Origin of the sequence: Psychrobacillus sp. AK 1817 (assembly GCF_008807035.1) — a bacterium.
In the GTDB taxonomy this organism is placed as follows: domain Bacteria; phylum Bacillota; class Bacilli; order Bacillales_A; family Planococcaceae; genus Psychrobacillus; species Psychrobacillus faecigallinarum.
In genome coordinates this window covers 1438021-1452757 of the sequence record NZ_CP031739.1, presented here as the reverse complement: position 1 = coordinate 1452757, position 14737 = coordinate 1438021, and the positions used below count along the sequence as shown (strand labels likewise).

Annotated in this window: 9 protein-coding genes; 8 read left to right on the top strand and 1 reads right to left on the bottom strand. The window is 36.0% G+C overall.

Features of this window, described 5'->3' with window-relative positions; translation table 11 throughout:
• The first annotated feature begins 28 nt into the window (after positions 1 to 28).
• Positions 29 to 1762, top strand: a complete 1734-nt coding sequence (locus D0S48_RS07395; protein ID WP_151110962.1) for a methyl-accepting chemotaxis protein — start codon at positions 29 to 31, stop codon at positions 1760 to 1762.
• Positions 1763 to 2035: 273 nt separating this feature from the next.
• On the opposite strand, the gene secA is transcribed toward D0S48_RS07395, so the two are convergent.
• Positions 2036 to 4396 (bottom strand): preprotein translocase subunit SecA, encoded by a 2361-nt coding sequence (gene secA, locus D0S48_RS07390; RefSeq protein ID WP_151110960.1) that lies wholly within the window; start codon positions 4394 to 4396, stop codon positions 2036 to 2038.
• 166 nt (positions 4397 to 4562) lie between these two features.
• Here secA and D0S48_RS07385 point away from each other — a divergent pair, with 166 nt between their 5' ends.
• The 7 genes from D0S48_RS07385 to D0S48_RS07355 all read left to right on the top strand — a co-directional run bounded on the left by D0S48_RS07385 (position 4563) and on the right by D0S48_RS07355 (position 14734).
• A complete protein-coding gene (locus D0S48_RS07385) occupies positions 4563 to 6875 on the top strand; it encodes a ligand-binding sensor domain-containing protein (protein ID WP_151110957.1) in 2313 nt (770 codons plus the stop codon).
• A 17-nt stretch (positions 6876 to 6892) separates the two neighbouring features.
• Entirely contained in the window at positions 6893 to 9394 is a 2502-nt protein-coding gene (locus D0S48_RS07380; protein WP_151110955.1) for a phosphodiester glycosidase family protein, read from the top strand.
• Positions 9395 to 9484: 90 nt separating this feature from the next.
• Positions 9485 to 9886 carry a hypothetical protein gene (locus D0S48_RS07375; protein ID WP_151110953.1) on the top strand — a complete coding sequence of 134 codons (402 nt, stop codon included), beginning with the start codon at positions 9485 to 9487 and terminating at the stop codon, positions 9884 to 9886.
• A gap of 220 nt (positions 9887 to 10106) precedes the next feature.
• Entirely contained in the window at positions 10107 to 11171 is a 1065-nt protein-coding gene (locus tag D0S48_RS07370) for a glycosyltransferase family 4 protein (protein ID WP_144537513.1), read from the top strand.
• A 95-nt stretch (positions 11172 to 11266) separates the two neighbouring features.
• Complete coding sequence (locus tag D0S48_RS07365) at positions 11267 to 12382, top strand: DegT/DnrJ/EryC1/StrS family aminotransferase (RefSeq protein WP_144537515.1); 1116 nt, start codon at positions 11267 to 11269, stop codon at positions 12380 to 12382.
• 77 nt (positions 12383 to 12459) lie between these two features.
• Positions 12460 to 13200, top strand: a complete 741-nt coding sequence (locus D0S48_RS07360) for a hypothetical protein (protein WP_151110951.1) — start codon at positions 12460 to 12462, stop codon at positions 13198 to 13200.
• A gap of 217 nt (positions 13201 to 13417) precedes the next feature.
• The gene (locus tag D0S48_RS07355) at positions 13418 to 14734 is read left to right on the top strand and encodes a nucleotide sugar dehydrogenase (RefSeq protein ID WP_144537519.1); all 1317 of its coding nucleotides are present in this window, start codon (positions 13418 to 13420) and stop codon (positions 14732 to 14734) included.
• Positions 14735 to 14737 lie beyond the last annotated feature (3 nt).

The window sequence follows — 14737 nt, the reverse complement described above, 5'->3', positions numbered from 1 at the left end:
TAATTATTCGTGAAAGGGGTGTAATTATATGAAGGGGTCTGTGAGAAGTAAACTTTTAGTCCTAGCTTCAATCGTGATATCAATACCTTTACTAATGGTAGGTCTAAACAATTATTTATTGGCAAAAAACGAATTAGATGAATTAGGCAAATTAGGAATTCAAAATGGCACCTACGCAATTTTGGATTTGATTGATGAGTTAAGCAAAGAGGTAGAAAAAGGTAATTTAACTTTAGAAGAGGCACAGGGTCGAGCGGCCGATAAAATCATAGGTCCTTTAAATGAAGACGATAAACGAACGATCACTAATCCGGCAACCTTTGGGGATAACTTCTATTATTATGTAATGGATGAGAAAGGTACATTATTGGTGCACCCTAGCATGGAAGGAGAAAATTTATATAATAATCAATCCGAAGATGGTAAGTATTTTATAAGAGATGTAATAGAAAAAGCAAAAAATGGTGGGGGGTTCGTTTCTTATAAATGGCCACTCCCTAGTGACCAAGAGCAAGTGGAGCCTAAAATTACATACAGCATATTAGAACCTAACTGGGGTTGGGTGGTTGTTGCTGGCACGTATGAAATGGAATTTAATAAAGGTGCAAACACCATTTTACTTACTACCATTATTACTATTATTATATCTCTTTTATTGGGAATTGGTCTCTTCTGGTTCTTTGCGGGAAAAATGACCTCTTATATAAAGAAGATTATGGTGACAACCTCGGATATAGCAGGCGGAAAGCTTAGCGGAAACGTTATTCCTATAGAAACAAAGGACGAGCTTGGCCAGTTAGCATTAAATGTAAATAACATGAAAAAGAGTCTAGAGGAAATGGTAAGTCAAACAAAAATATCATCAGAGCATATGAGAGATTCCTCTGAAGCACTTAGTGCGGTGACGGAAGAAACAACTGCAGCAACTAGTGAAATTTCTCATGTCATCACAGAAATCTCTAGGGGGGCAGTTATACAAGCGGAGGAAGCGGAAGTTGCTTCTGACAAAGTAAATGACCTTTCTGCTGTGATAGAAAAAACGCTAGAGCAATATAAAGAGATTATAGATGGTGTTAGCCAAATGACGAACGTGCAAGAGAATGCCGTATCTAACATAAATATTTTGACTAACAATACCGATAGATTTCAAATCGTTATGGATGTGCTTCAGTCGAACTTTACTCAGCTTACTAGTCGGATGGGAGAAATAGGGCAAATTGTTCAAACGATAAATGATATTTCTGCTCAAACTAATCTACTTGCTTTAAATGCTAGTATAGAAGCTGCTAGAGCAGGAGAGCATGGCAAGGGTTTCGCGGTGGTGGCAGAGGAAGTTAGAAAGCTTTCAGAAGGTACCCAAGATGCTACGAACAGTGTACGCAGTCTATTAAAACAAATTGAACAGGATACACGATCGGCAGAAGAAAAAATGAGAGAAACCCAATTTATCTCAAATGAACAAATTATTTCAGTAGGATATACAAAACAAGCCTACCTCGAACTATCTAATTCAATCCAACGAATAAAGGAAGGGCTTATTTATTTAAACGATGAAATGAATAAAATGTACTCTAATAGAGAAGTAGTTGTCGGAGCAATTTCTAATATTGCTGCAGTTGCAGAGGAATCTGCAGCTGCTACTGAGCAGATGAATGCTTCTATAGAAGAACAAAGTAATGCAATTGCTTCTATTATGAATTCAGCTCTTCAACTTCAAGATGAGGCAGAAAACATGCATGAATTGGTATCGAGATTTGAATGATAAAAATAGAGGTAGTCTCAAAAGTATAAATTTTGGGACTGTCTCTTTTTATGTGAAAAATATTGTTGAGTTTCCCCTGATGTCATTAAAACTATAAAAATCACCATCTTATTTAAAGTTCTTAGGTATTGTTATAAAAATCTATCAAGTACTAAAGGAAGAGATGAGAACTGGCAATCAAAGGCAGTTTGCGTTTTCAAAATAATAGACTGCAGTTAAACTCAAAAGGTTATTTGAGCTTGTCTGCAGTCTATAAGTATTAATCATGCTCTATTATTCTTCATTGTTTGCTGTATTTACCTGTAAGAAATATCTGCTGATATCGCGGAAAAAGGAGTTAAGCATATGGTTAAACAAATCTAGAGCGTCAAAAGAATATAATCTATAAGGATCTTCCTGTCCGTATCCACGAACTGAAATTCCTTCTCTTAAATGATGTAAGTCTCCTAGTTGGGATATCCAATATCTATCTAGTGTTTCAATATAGATGGTTTGTACATCCTTCCATGTGTCAAGGTCTACATCACTGTCTAATGCGTCTATTGCTTTTCTGTATACTGTATTTAGTTCCTTTTGTAGCTGTTCCTTGCTTTCAAGTTTGAAGTTAGAGTAGTCTATTTGACCCTCGGCAGTAAGAGTGCCAACAATCTTTATTTCATCAATGACTTCCTGGTGCTTTGTCGCATCGATTTCAGTGTCTATGTCTAAGATGTCTTTTAAAAAGTAATTTAAACGTTCTTGCATAGCAATCTGCACTAAAGATTTTATATTCTCAGTTTTTAATGCTTTTTCACGGTAGTTATAAATAACCTTTTGTTGGTCATTATTAACATCATCGAGCTTTAATAAATGAGAACGACTTGAGAAGTGCATACCCTCAATCACTTTTTGAACGTTATATGCGAATTTAGTAGGGTTTGGAGAAATAATTAAACCAGTATCATCCGCTTTAGCTTTCTTTTTGAATCTAGCAAATTCTTCTTCGTCATAATAGTGGAAAAGCTCGTCTTCTAACGAAATAATAAACTGGGTGCTACCTGGGTCACCTTGACGACCACCACGTCCACGTAGCTGCATATCTATACGGGCACTACTATGAAGCTCAGTCCCAATAATATGTAAGCCACCTAATTCGGATACGCCTTCTCCTAAGATTATATCTGTTCCACGTCCTGCCATATTAGTAGCAAGCATAATCTTGTTCATTTGACCCGCGTTAGAAATAATCTCTGCTTCGTCTTCCTCTGATTTAGCATTTAAAATATTGTGTTTCAATCCTGTCTCTTTTAAGTAATCAGAAAGCTTTTCTGATTGCTCTATAGAAGTTGTTCCAATCAAAACTGGTCTTCCTGTTTCATGAAGTCGTTTGGTTTCTTCTACAATTTTTTTCATTTTATCCTCATAGCTTAAATATACAAGAGTTTCCATATCAATTCGCTTGTTCGGTTTGTTAGTAGGAATTTCTGTAACTCTTAAACTATAAGTTTCCCAAAACTCTTCCCGAGAAGGCATAGCACTGCCTGTCATCCCAGAAATATGACTATATAGACGGAAATAATGCTGCACAGTTACAGAAGCTTGTGTATTGTTTTCCTCTTTGATCGATACCTTTTCTTTAGCTTCTATTGCTTGATGAAGGCCATCGCTATACGTTCTGCCTTCCATTACTCGTCCAGTATATTGATCGACGATTTGTATCTTATCGTTTTTCACAATGTAATCGACATCTTTTCTCATGACTACTTTAGCACGAAGCGTTTGCATAGCTATGTGAAGAAATTCTCTATGCTCACGGTCATATACATTGTCGATGCCAAAGGCCTCTTCCAATCGGTCCGCACCATTATCTAACAAAACAACTTGTTTCGTTTCTGGGTAGTAATCATATTCTTCGCTATCCTCAAAAGATTCCACAACTAGTTGCATGATCGGGAATAAATTTAAGCTTGCATTCGATTTTCCTGCAATGATAAGAGGAGTTCTTGCTTCATCTATCAGAATGCTATCAACTTCATCTATTAATGCATAGAAAAGAGGCCTTTGAACAAGTTCATCTTCATGATGAATCATATGATCTCTTAGATAGTCAAAACCAAACTCAGTTCCAGTACCATAAGTGATATCGCAATTGTATGCGGCTTGTTTCTCTTCTTTTTCTAGACCAGATACATTTAGTCCTACTGAAAGTCCAAGAAACTCAAAAAGAGGCTTCATTTGTTCAAAATCTCGAGTGGCTAAGTATTCGTTTGCTGTGATAATATGTGTTCCCTTACCGTATGCTGCCATTACGTATGCAGGTAGTGTAGCAACTAATGTTTTACCCTCACCTGTTTGCATTTGAGCTATTTGAGATTGAGTTAACACAGAACCACCCATTAATTGGGAATCGTAATGTCTCATTCCCAAAACACGTTTAGATGCTTCTCGAACCACAGCGAATGCTTCAATAATAAGTTCTTCTGGTGAAACACCTTCATTTAATTGCTCGCGAAATTTATTTGTGTACGCTTGTAGCTCTGTGTCATTTTTATGACTGAATGTTTCTTCTAAGGAATTTATTTTATTAACAATCTTATTTAGCTGCTTTAACTCTATAATTTCTCCTGAAATCATTTTCTTAATAGATTCTAGCATATATGTCTAATCTCCTATCTTTTATTTCCAGTATTATTATATCATGAAACATTAGTGGTAGCATTTGCTATATAAAATGCTAACATTACATTTTAGTTACATGATTATATTTTAAAAGTTACCAAATCATGTTAAAGTTAGAATAGTTATGAAAGGGGTTAGAATGTTGAAAAAAATTAGTACAGCAATGCTTGCTATGGTTTTAGCAGCGCCAATGAGTAATGTTTATGCAGCAGAAATAGTTAATGAGCCAAAGGTAGAAGTAAAAGAACCAGTAGTAAATGAAGATGCACCAGTAGGAGAGAATATTGGTGAAGGTAACGTTGAGGTAGATAACTCAGAAGATTGGTTAGACAATATTATTGATGATAAGCCAGTTGAAGAAGTAATTGAAGAAGGCTATGAGAACTTAGGTCCAATGATTTTTAAATCTTCAGCTGTTTCATCTAAAATTGCAGCAAATAACGAGGGCGACTATTTTATTTATTACATCATGCATGGCTCTCCAGCGGCACTAGTTGTCGTTGACTATAAGTCAAAGGAAATCTTACATACGTTTACGTTAGAAGATTCGAAAAGTGCATGGGGCTTGGACGTAGATGAGAATGGCAAGCTTTGGGTTGGTGGATCGGTATCTAGTGTGCTTTACAGCTATGACCCTAATGAGGAAGTATTTGAAAAGCATGGTGCCATCTTTTCAAACAAGAGCGATACATCTATTCAAGATTTAATAGTTTCTGGCAATAAAGTTTATGCTGGTTCTGCCTATGGTGGATCATTAGTAGCTTATGATACAGAAACCAAAGAAATAGAAGAGTTTGGACAAATTCGTAAACGTAAAGAGTTTGTTAAAGCGATTGTAGCAGATGAAGAAAAAGATGAGATTTATGTATCGATCGGATCTCCAATGGATCTATTAGTTAAAAAACCGAATACTAAAAATTTCACTTCATTCTTGCCAGCTAAATATATGTCCGAAAAATATGCACAGGACTTAGTTTTAACGGATGACTATATTGTAGCTAGATTGCATCCATCTAATATGGCTGTTATTTTTGATCGTAAAACACTTAAAATCGTAGATGAATTTGAACTGAATTCCAAAACTGTTTCAGCCGTTTCTCCAAATGGAGAAGGAATTTATTATACAAAAGGGCAACAACTGATTAAATATGATTTTGAAACAAAAGAGCACTCGGAGCTAGGCGTTTTTCTACCAAAGGGGACAGAGGCTATTAATCTTGATTTTATCGTAAAAAATCCAGTTGTTTCTGAAGAAGAAGGAAATAACCTACCTGAAACAATTCCACCAGTAGAAACTGGTTTAAAGAACACAGAAATCGTAATACCAGAACCAACTGTGCCGAAGGAAGATAATCCAATAGACGATGAATCTTCTGAAGAAATAGTAGGAGAAGAACCTACTGAGACACCAAAAGAATGGGTTTTATCTGGAATGGTTGATAACTTAGGGCAATTATTTGAATACAATCCACAAACAGGAGAATTACAATACCATCAATTTGAGTTACCTGAGCAGCCGGTAGAACTTTATACTCTAGCTTCTAGTACTGATGGAAAAAGTATATTTGCAAATGGATACATGTCTGGTGGTCTCGGGATTTATAACGTGGAAACTGGCGATAAGGAACTTTATCGTAACATAAGTCAAGTGGAGTCCATGTTTGAAATAAACAACAAGCTTTATATCGGTGCTTATCCATTAGCGAGATTGCTAGTATATGATCGTTCAATCCCATGGGCAAATGGAAATCCTGCAGAAGTGATTAGAATGAGCCCGTATGGTCAGGAGCGATCTACAGCAGTAGCGCCATACAATGGTGGAAAAGAAATTATTCTTGGTACTTTACCTGATACTAGTGTTGGTGGAGGGGCGTTAGTCTTTTATGACACCACTACTAAAAAAACAGATATTTATGAGAATTATATATATAACCAAAGTATTGTATCACTAGTTAGTAGAGGCACTCAGGTTTTTGGTGGAACGTCAATTCATGCCAATCAACAGGTTAATCCTAGAGGAGCTAGATTATTCTATTTTGACCGTTTTGATCCTGAAGCGAAAAAATATATCCATCTTCCATTTAGCGCAAGTATGATTACTAGTTTAATAGTAGATAAAGACAAAAATGTCTGGGGAATGGCCGACGGAAAGCTTTTTAGCTACAAGGATGAATGGACGGATATTAAGACAGTTGAATTATTACCTTTAATATCTGGTCGTTTCCGTAATGCTCAAATTTTAGAAGGTGTCGATGGCTACATTTACGGAAGTGTGGAAGGTAAGCTGTTCCGAGTAACTAAAGACACTTTACAGGTTGAATGGTTGAAGGAAGAAGGAGTTTATGGTCTTGAACAGGACTTAAACGGTAACCTTTATTACTACGATGGAAGCAACCTTTGGAGATATACGATTGAGAAGAACAGAGGAAAACAAGCTGAAAAAGCTGGGAATTAAAGGAGAATTAAATTAAAATGAAACGAAAATTGCTATACCTTTTTGTCGTTTTTGCAGTTGTCACGAGTTCACTATTCCAACCAAGTCAAGTAGAAGCGCAAGCAACGAAAGTATATTGGGACGGTATTTTAATGGTTCCAGGTCAAGTGGGAAAAATTAAAGTAGTAAAACCGATCAACCTATGGAAACGTACATCAAATGGTCTAGTGTTTGAGAAAATTCTAAAGCCAGGGGAACAATATCGTGTTTACCGATATGATAATTTATACGGTGGCCAGTACGGTCTAGGTGGAGGAATGTATATAACAAAAATGGCGGGATATGTTGAGTATAAAACACCGTCTAAGTCAAAGCTAAAAGAATTGGAAAACGCTCAGGGAGGAACTCCTTCAGTAGGAAATCCTTCATCAAATCTGTTTCCCAAGGAAGCTATTCCTAACCTATCTATTGGAAAGGTAGCAGCTCAGGCAATTACGCAAATAGCTCCTGGAGTAAGGAAGAAGCTAATCGATATTGATGGGGCTGTAGGTCCTCAAAAGTTATTTGTCATTGATTATGATGGTAAAACATCCAATATCCAAATGAAGGCAGAACTTGCTAAAGATCAAATAATCGGGTTTGAGACTACTTCTTCTCAGGCAAATAGTGTTCCTCAAAACGATTCTTATCACGTAGTAGCAGGTGTCAATGGAGATTATTTTGATAAGCAAGGACAGCCTGTTGATTTAATGATGATTGATGGAACAATTGTATCGACACCACAAACAGCATTGAGTGATCTAGCAGTACTAGGTATTACATCGAAAGGGAAAGCAATTATTGGTGCTCCTCAAGTTGCGATGAGCCTTTCTGTAAACGGAAAATCTTATCCAATTAACTCTGTTAATAGAAAAAGGTTAGCCAACCATCTAGTAGTATATACAAGAGATTTTGCTCCAACAACTAACACAAATGAGTTAGGTACTGAAGTTCGTGTCAAAATTGACTCAGGGAAACTCAATGGCGGTGAAACGTTAGTAGGTACAGTGACAGAGATAATAAGTGGTGCTGGAAATGCTGCTTTAAATCCAAATGAGATTATTTTGTCTGGACATCATTTTGCAGGTGATTTCTTACAAGGTATTACTGTTGGTGACCAAATTCAAATTGCTACTAAGTTTACTCCAGCCGAATGGAATGATGTTAGAGAATCGGTAAGTGGAAGATATCACTTAGTTAAAAATGGGGCACTTCAAACTATTAAAGTTGCGGGAGTTGCACCTAGAACAGCGGTCGGAGTCAGAAAAGACGGAAGTCTATTTACAGCTGTAGTAGACGGGCGTACAACTGGAAGTAAAGGACTTACATTACAAAATACTGCAAAGCTAATGAAAGATCTGGGAGCTAACTACGCGATGACTTTTGACGGCGGAGGTTCTTCCACAATAGTAGTAAGAGAGCTTGGAAACAATAAAGTAACTGTTGCCAACAAACCCTCGGATGGCTATGAACGTTCTGTAGCTAATTCTCTTCTATTTGTTAGCACATATAAAACGGGTCCAGTCGCAACAATTGCTCCTGCATCTGATGTGGTAGAAGTGTTCCAAGGTGCTTCTTATACTAATTTATCAGTACCTGTTAAAGGGATAGACCAATATATGAATCCCGTAGCAATTTCTGGATCAGGAAAAGTAACATCCTCTATTTTAACTAACTCAAATGGGAAGCAGGTCGTAAATGCAAAACCTGGTACCTATGCAGGGATAGTCAATTATGAAGGAAAAACTACTAATATACAATTAAGAGTAACAAATACACTTGATAGTATAAAAGCTTCAGAAAGCTCTCTGCAAGTAGCTAAAGGACAAACTGTACAGCTGTCAGTAAGCGGTATGAAAAATGGACAAGCGGTATTAACAGATGCAAGCGCGTTTACTTGGACTAGTTCTGTAGGTAAAGTCCAAGCAAACGGTAAATATACTGCACCAAACAAAGATGGTGTTGGTACTATAACTGTTAAATATGGTTCTAAATCGTTAAGTATTCCTATTATAATAGGTGATGTTCCACCAACTATTCTAGAATCATTTAACAAGGGGATATTAAACTATGAAGCAACGAGCGACCGAGCTAATAATGTTACTGTTTCCTCTGTAGTCAATGATCGTGATGGATCAAAAGCTATTAAACTAGCATATGATTTTAAAAATACTACGGGTACTTCTGGTGCATATATTAATGCTAAAACTAATTTAACTATTAGCACTCCTTTGAAGAAAGTTGGGATGTGGGTTAAGGGAGATGGTAAAGGCAACTGGTTAAGATCCCAGGTAGTAGATGCGTCAGGTAAAACGGTTCAATTAGACTTTGATAAAAATGTTACCTGGACTGATTGGAGATTTGTTACTGCTGAGGTGCCTGCGGGACTTTCATATCCATTAAAAATGGATCTTCCTGTTCGTTATATGCAAACTGAAAATGCTAAAAAAGCAAATGGCGAAATTATCATCGATGACATTCAAGCTATTTATAAGGACTAAAGTCTAGCAAATAGTAGTAGGTATTGCGTGGCATTTTAAGGTATGATAACTTAATAAGTATCGATTTTTGCTAACTATGGAGGGAAGTACATGGCTTCGGAAGAAAAGAGTAATGAAAATAATGAAAAAACTGAAGGAAATGCCCAGAAGGTTATAGGTTTCTATAAGAGACAGGCTTGGGCAGCAAAGGTTTTTGAAAAGATTGAACAAGAAAACATTGTTGAAGACGGAAAGAACATAGTACTTGTTTCTTCTATTATTCAATCAAGCAACAACTTATACTTTCCTGCCTTTATGAGAATAAACCTGAAAGAAAATGGGAAAGTAGCTGGAGCTTATATGATTATGGAAGAAGATGATAGCTTCAAACTATTACCATTAGAGATATTGCTAGAAGAACCTGAAATGGAAGAACTTCTTCCACTTAAGTATCGAACGATTGAAAAGATAGAAGGCGACACTTATCAGGTTAATTGGCCAGAATTCTCGTAATAAAGTACTAGAGAAAAAGTAAAACTTTTTACTGGAATAGAAAGGACTGATTTTTGCTCATACTAAAGCGAAAAGTCAGTCTTTTCTTTCTTTATATTAAATTTGGTTACAAAGCTATTTTTATAGTATAATCATTTATTGAAGAAACTTTCATGTCGTTAGTTCGTCTATTTTGTAGAACCTAGCGATAAATGAAAATAAAAAAACAAGGATGATATTTTTGGATATAAAATTACTTCTTGCTTTTATCATATCTATGGCCACGGCAATCGCAGTTACCCCGTTAGTAATCAAGCTTGCTCATAAAATAGGGGCTGTGGATAAACCTTCTGAAAGAAAAGTTCATCAAAAAGTGATGCCTCGTTTAGGCGGACTTGCGATTTTTATAGCAGTAACAGTTGGTTATTTCGTTGCGGGATTGTATGAAGCAAAGATTACTGGAATTATGGTTGGGGCTATAATTATTATTGTCTTAGGTATTATCGATGATAGACATGAAATCTCCGCCAAAGTAAAATTATTAGGTCAAATTTTAGCGGCTTGTGCAGTAATGGGTAGTGGACTAACTATTGAGGTTCTAAATATCCCTTTCTTAGGAGTATTTGATCTTGGTATCTTTTCATATGTAGTAACACTTTTTTGGATTTTAGCAATTACTAATGCTATAAATTTAATCGATGGATTAGATGGACTATCAGCTGGAATCTCATCCATTGTATTTGCAAGTATCGCATTTTTAGCATTTTCTGCAGATAAAATGTTAATCCTTACACTTTCTTTAATATTACTTGGAAGTACATTAGGGTTTCTATTTCATAATTTCCACCCTGCGAAAATTTTCATGGGGGATACGGGTTCAATGTTTTTAGGGTACGCTATTGCTATTTTGTCTCTTTTAGGACTATACAAAAGTGTTACACTCTTTAGTTTTGTAGTTCCAATTATGATTTTAGGAGTACCAATTTTTGATACTTCGTTCGCGATAATACGGCGATTGGTTAACAGGAAGCCTATTTCAATGGCAGATAAATCACATTTACACCATAGATTATTAGCTCTTGGACTTTCGCACAGAGATACCGTGTTGGTAATATATGGTTTTGGTTTGATATTTAGTATATCAGCCATTACTTTTGAAACACTAACGTTACGCTGGGCGATTTTCATTATTTTATTTATCTTAATTGCATTTGAAATAATTGCAGAGAAAATTGGACTTGTGAATGAGGAATATCGACCAATTATTTCTGTTTTTCAAAAAGTTGTTGGGTATAAGCGTAATTAACCACTAGAAAACTCTTTAGAAGTTCATTTGGCCACTTATGAGTGGTTTACGCTTTTCACATATTAAATAATTCATACAGGGTTGGTGTAAACAAAATGAAAGTACCAATGTTAGATTTATCGGAGCAATATGCATCGCTGAAAACAGAAGTTTTAGAAGCATTAGATGGAGTTATGAGTAATTCGGTCTTTATTCTAGGAAGCAATGTAAAAAAACTAGAAGCAGATATTGCTGAGTATAGCCATGTGGCGCATGGTATTGGTTGCGGTAATGGTAGTGATGCAATCCACATTGCACTACAAGCAGCAGGAGTAGGACCTGGAGATGAAGTAATTACAACTCCATTTACTTTTTTTGCTACTGGTGGAGCAATCGTTAGAGCTGGTGCAACACCTGTTTATGCAGATATTGACCCTGTTTCTTTCAATATAGATCCAGCTGAAATAGAAAAGCATATCACAGATAAAACAAAGGCGATTATACCGGTCCATTTATACGGCCAAATGGCTGATATGGTAAGTATTCGTAAAATAGCGGACAAGCATAATTTAATTGTTATTGAGGATGCCGCACAAGCAATAGGAGCTCGACAAGGAGATTTTACTGTTGGAGAGTTAGGGGATGCTGCAACTTACAGTTTCTTCCCAACGAAAAACCTTGGGGCATATGGTGACGGTGGTATGATCGTTACTAATAATGAAGATATCGCTGAAAAGTGCCGTGTAATCCGTGTACACGGTAGTAAGCCAAAATACTATCATAGTGTATTAGGTTACAACAGCCGACTTGATGAACTTCAAGCTGCTGTATTGAACGTTAAGTTCCCTCATTTAGAAGATTGGAGTAAACTACGCAGAACTCATGCGGATTTTTATACTCAGCTATTGAATGAAAAAGTTGGAAACTATGTTAAAACTCCTGTGAAGGTAGAAGGTTTCCATCATGTATTCCATCAGTACACAATTCTAACTGAGCGTCGAGATGAGCTTCAAGCTTACTTAAAAGAAAATGGTGTGGAAACTATGATTTACTATCCACTTCCATTACATATACAACCGGTATTTGAAAGCTTAGGGTATAAAAATGGGGATTATCCTAAAGCTGAAAAAGCAGCCAATGAGGCTCTTTCTTTACCAATGTTCCCTGAGCTAAAAGAAGAACAGCAAAAATATGTTGTAGAAAAAATTGCTGAGTTCTTTTCTGGAAAATAATGATTGAACAAGTAAAGGGAGACGTTTTTGCGTTTCCCTTTAACTACCTATATGAATGTATTTAAAGGAGAAGAGAAATGTCAGAAAATAAATCGTATCGTCTATATGACTCTCTAGAGTTTTTCTGGAGGAAAAAGATTTGGTTCATTATTATACCGATCATTGCAGCTTTAATAGGTTACGGAGCATCGTTACTAGTGCCATCAGACGGAAAGTATGTTGGAAAAAGTACAATCTTTACGGGCTCAGTAAAGCTAGAGGCCTTAACTAATCCAGACCATATTATGACTAAATATGGAGAACATTTTACTGGTAAGACTGAAGTTTTTGTTCCAACAAGAAGTTACATAAAAACGGAGACTTTTGGAGATAATGAAGAACAAGTATCAAAAGAATTAACGCAATTTAATGACCAATTACTCGCAGGTTTAATGGAACAACATGATAAAGTAATTGGTGGAACAGAAACATACGCTTCTGTACAAGCAGAACGTATCGCCTCTCTTAAAACTGCTATTGAGGAATACAGAGAGATTTTAAACGAATCAGATAATCTAACAGTGATTAATAATTTCACAACATTGTTATCTACAGCAGAAATGGATTTAACTAATGCATTAGCAACAGAGCAAAGAGTACGAAATGACATCATTGCTTATGAAAAGCCAAGCCTTGCTGTTGAAACTTATGTTGTAAAAACTAAGACATATGGATTAGAAGCTGCAATAGCAGGATTCATATTAGGGATTTTATTAGCGATTCTTACTTTATCTATGTGGAAGTATATTATAGATGCTAGAAAGAGCAAAAGAGCTTAAATAAAGAACCCAGTATTATAAGACGTGACAATAGCATCAATTATTAAATAGTGGGTTGATATGTGAATCCTATAGATGCTATTGTACGTTATTAAAGTGAAGAATATTAAATGATAAATTGCTTAGGATATGATGGTGTGATAATTTACTATTGATATTTTGAGTTATCTTAGATTAGTGAATAATTGAGCAATACCTATAAAAGGAGAGAAAAATAATGTCTACATATTATGAAGAATTATTGGCGAAAATTGAAAATCATACCGCTGTTATTGGGGTTGTAGGTTTAGGTTATGTTGGCTTACCGCTAGCAGTAGAAAAAGCTAAAGCTGGTTATCACGTTATTGGCTTTGATGTACAGGAATCTAAAGTACAACAAGTAAATGAAGGTATTAACTACATTGGTGACGTAGTAGATGTTGATTTGAAGCAAATGGTAGAGTCTGGTCATTTAAAAGCTTCTTCTGATTACGGTTCAATTAGTTCCGTTGATGCTGTAGCTATTTGCGTACCAACACCTTTAGATATTTATCAACAGCCTGATACTTCTTATGTAGAAAGCTCAGTACATGAAATTGCTAAATACGCTAAAAAGGGAACATTAGTTGTACTTGAATCTACTACATACCCTGGTACAACAGAGGAAATTATTAAAACAGCGCTTGAAGAGAAAGGGTTTGTAGTTGGAGAAGACATCTTTATTGCTTATTCCCCAGAACGTATCGATCCAGGTAATAAAAGCTTTAATACTAAAAACACTCCAAAAGTAGTTGGTGGTATAACTGATAACTGTACAACAGTTGCAGCGGCTCTATACAGCAATGTTTTAGACGGAGACGTACATAAAGTTTCTAGTCCAGCTATTGCTGAAATGGAGAAAATTTTTGAAAATACATTCCGTCATATCAATATTGCACTTGCTAATGAAATGGCAATTCTTTGCGAAAAAATGGGTATCGATGTATGGGAAGTAATTGATGCAGCTAAAACAAAACCATACGGCTTCATGGCATTTTACCCAGGGCCAGGGCTAGGCGGTCACTGTATTCCAATCGATCCATTCTACTTAACTTGGAAAGCAAGAGAATATAACTATCACACAAGACTAATCGAGCTTGCTGGTGAAATTAACAACTCAATGCCGGAATATGTAATTACTCGTGCAATGCAAATTTTAAATGATGATGGTAAAGCGTTACGTAATGCTAAGGTTCTTTTATTGGGCGTAGCTTATAAAAAAGATATCGATGATATGCGTGAATCTCCATCCCTAAAATTAGTTGAGTTATTAATGCAACAAGGTGCAGAATTTAAAACGGTCGATCCGCATGTAACTTCATACAGAGTAGCAGGACAAGTAATTGAAACAGTTGAGTTAACTGACGAATTATTGGAGTCAGCAGATATCGTTGTGTTAGCTACGGATCATACTGGTTTTGACTATGCGAACATTGCTCAAAAATCTAAAGTTATTTTTGACACTCGTAACGCGTTTAAAGGAATCGAAACACCAAATCGTTACATTAAACTTTAAGGG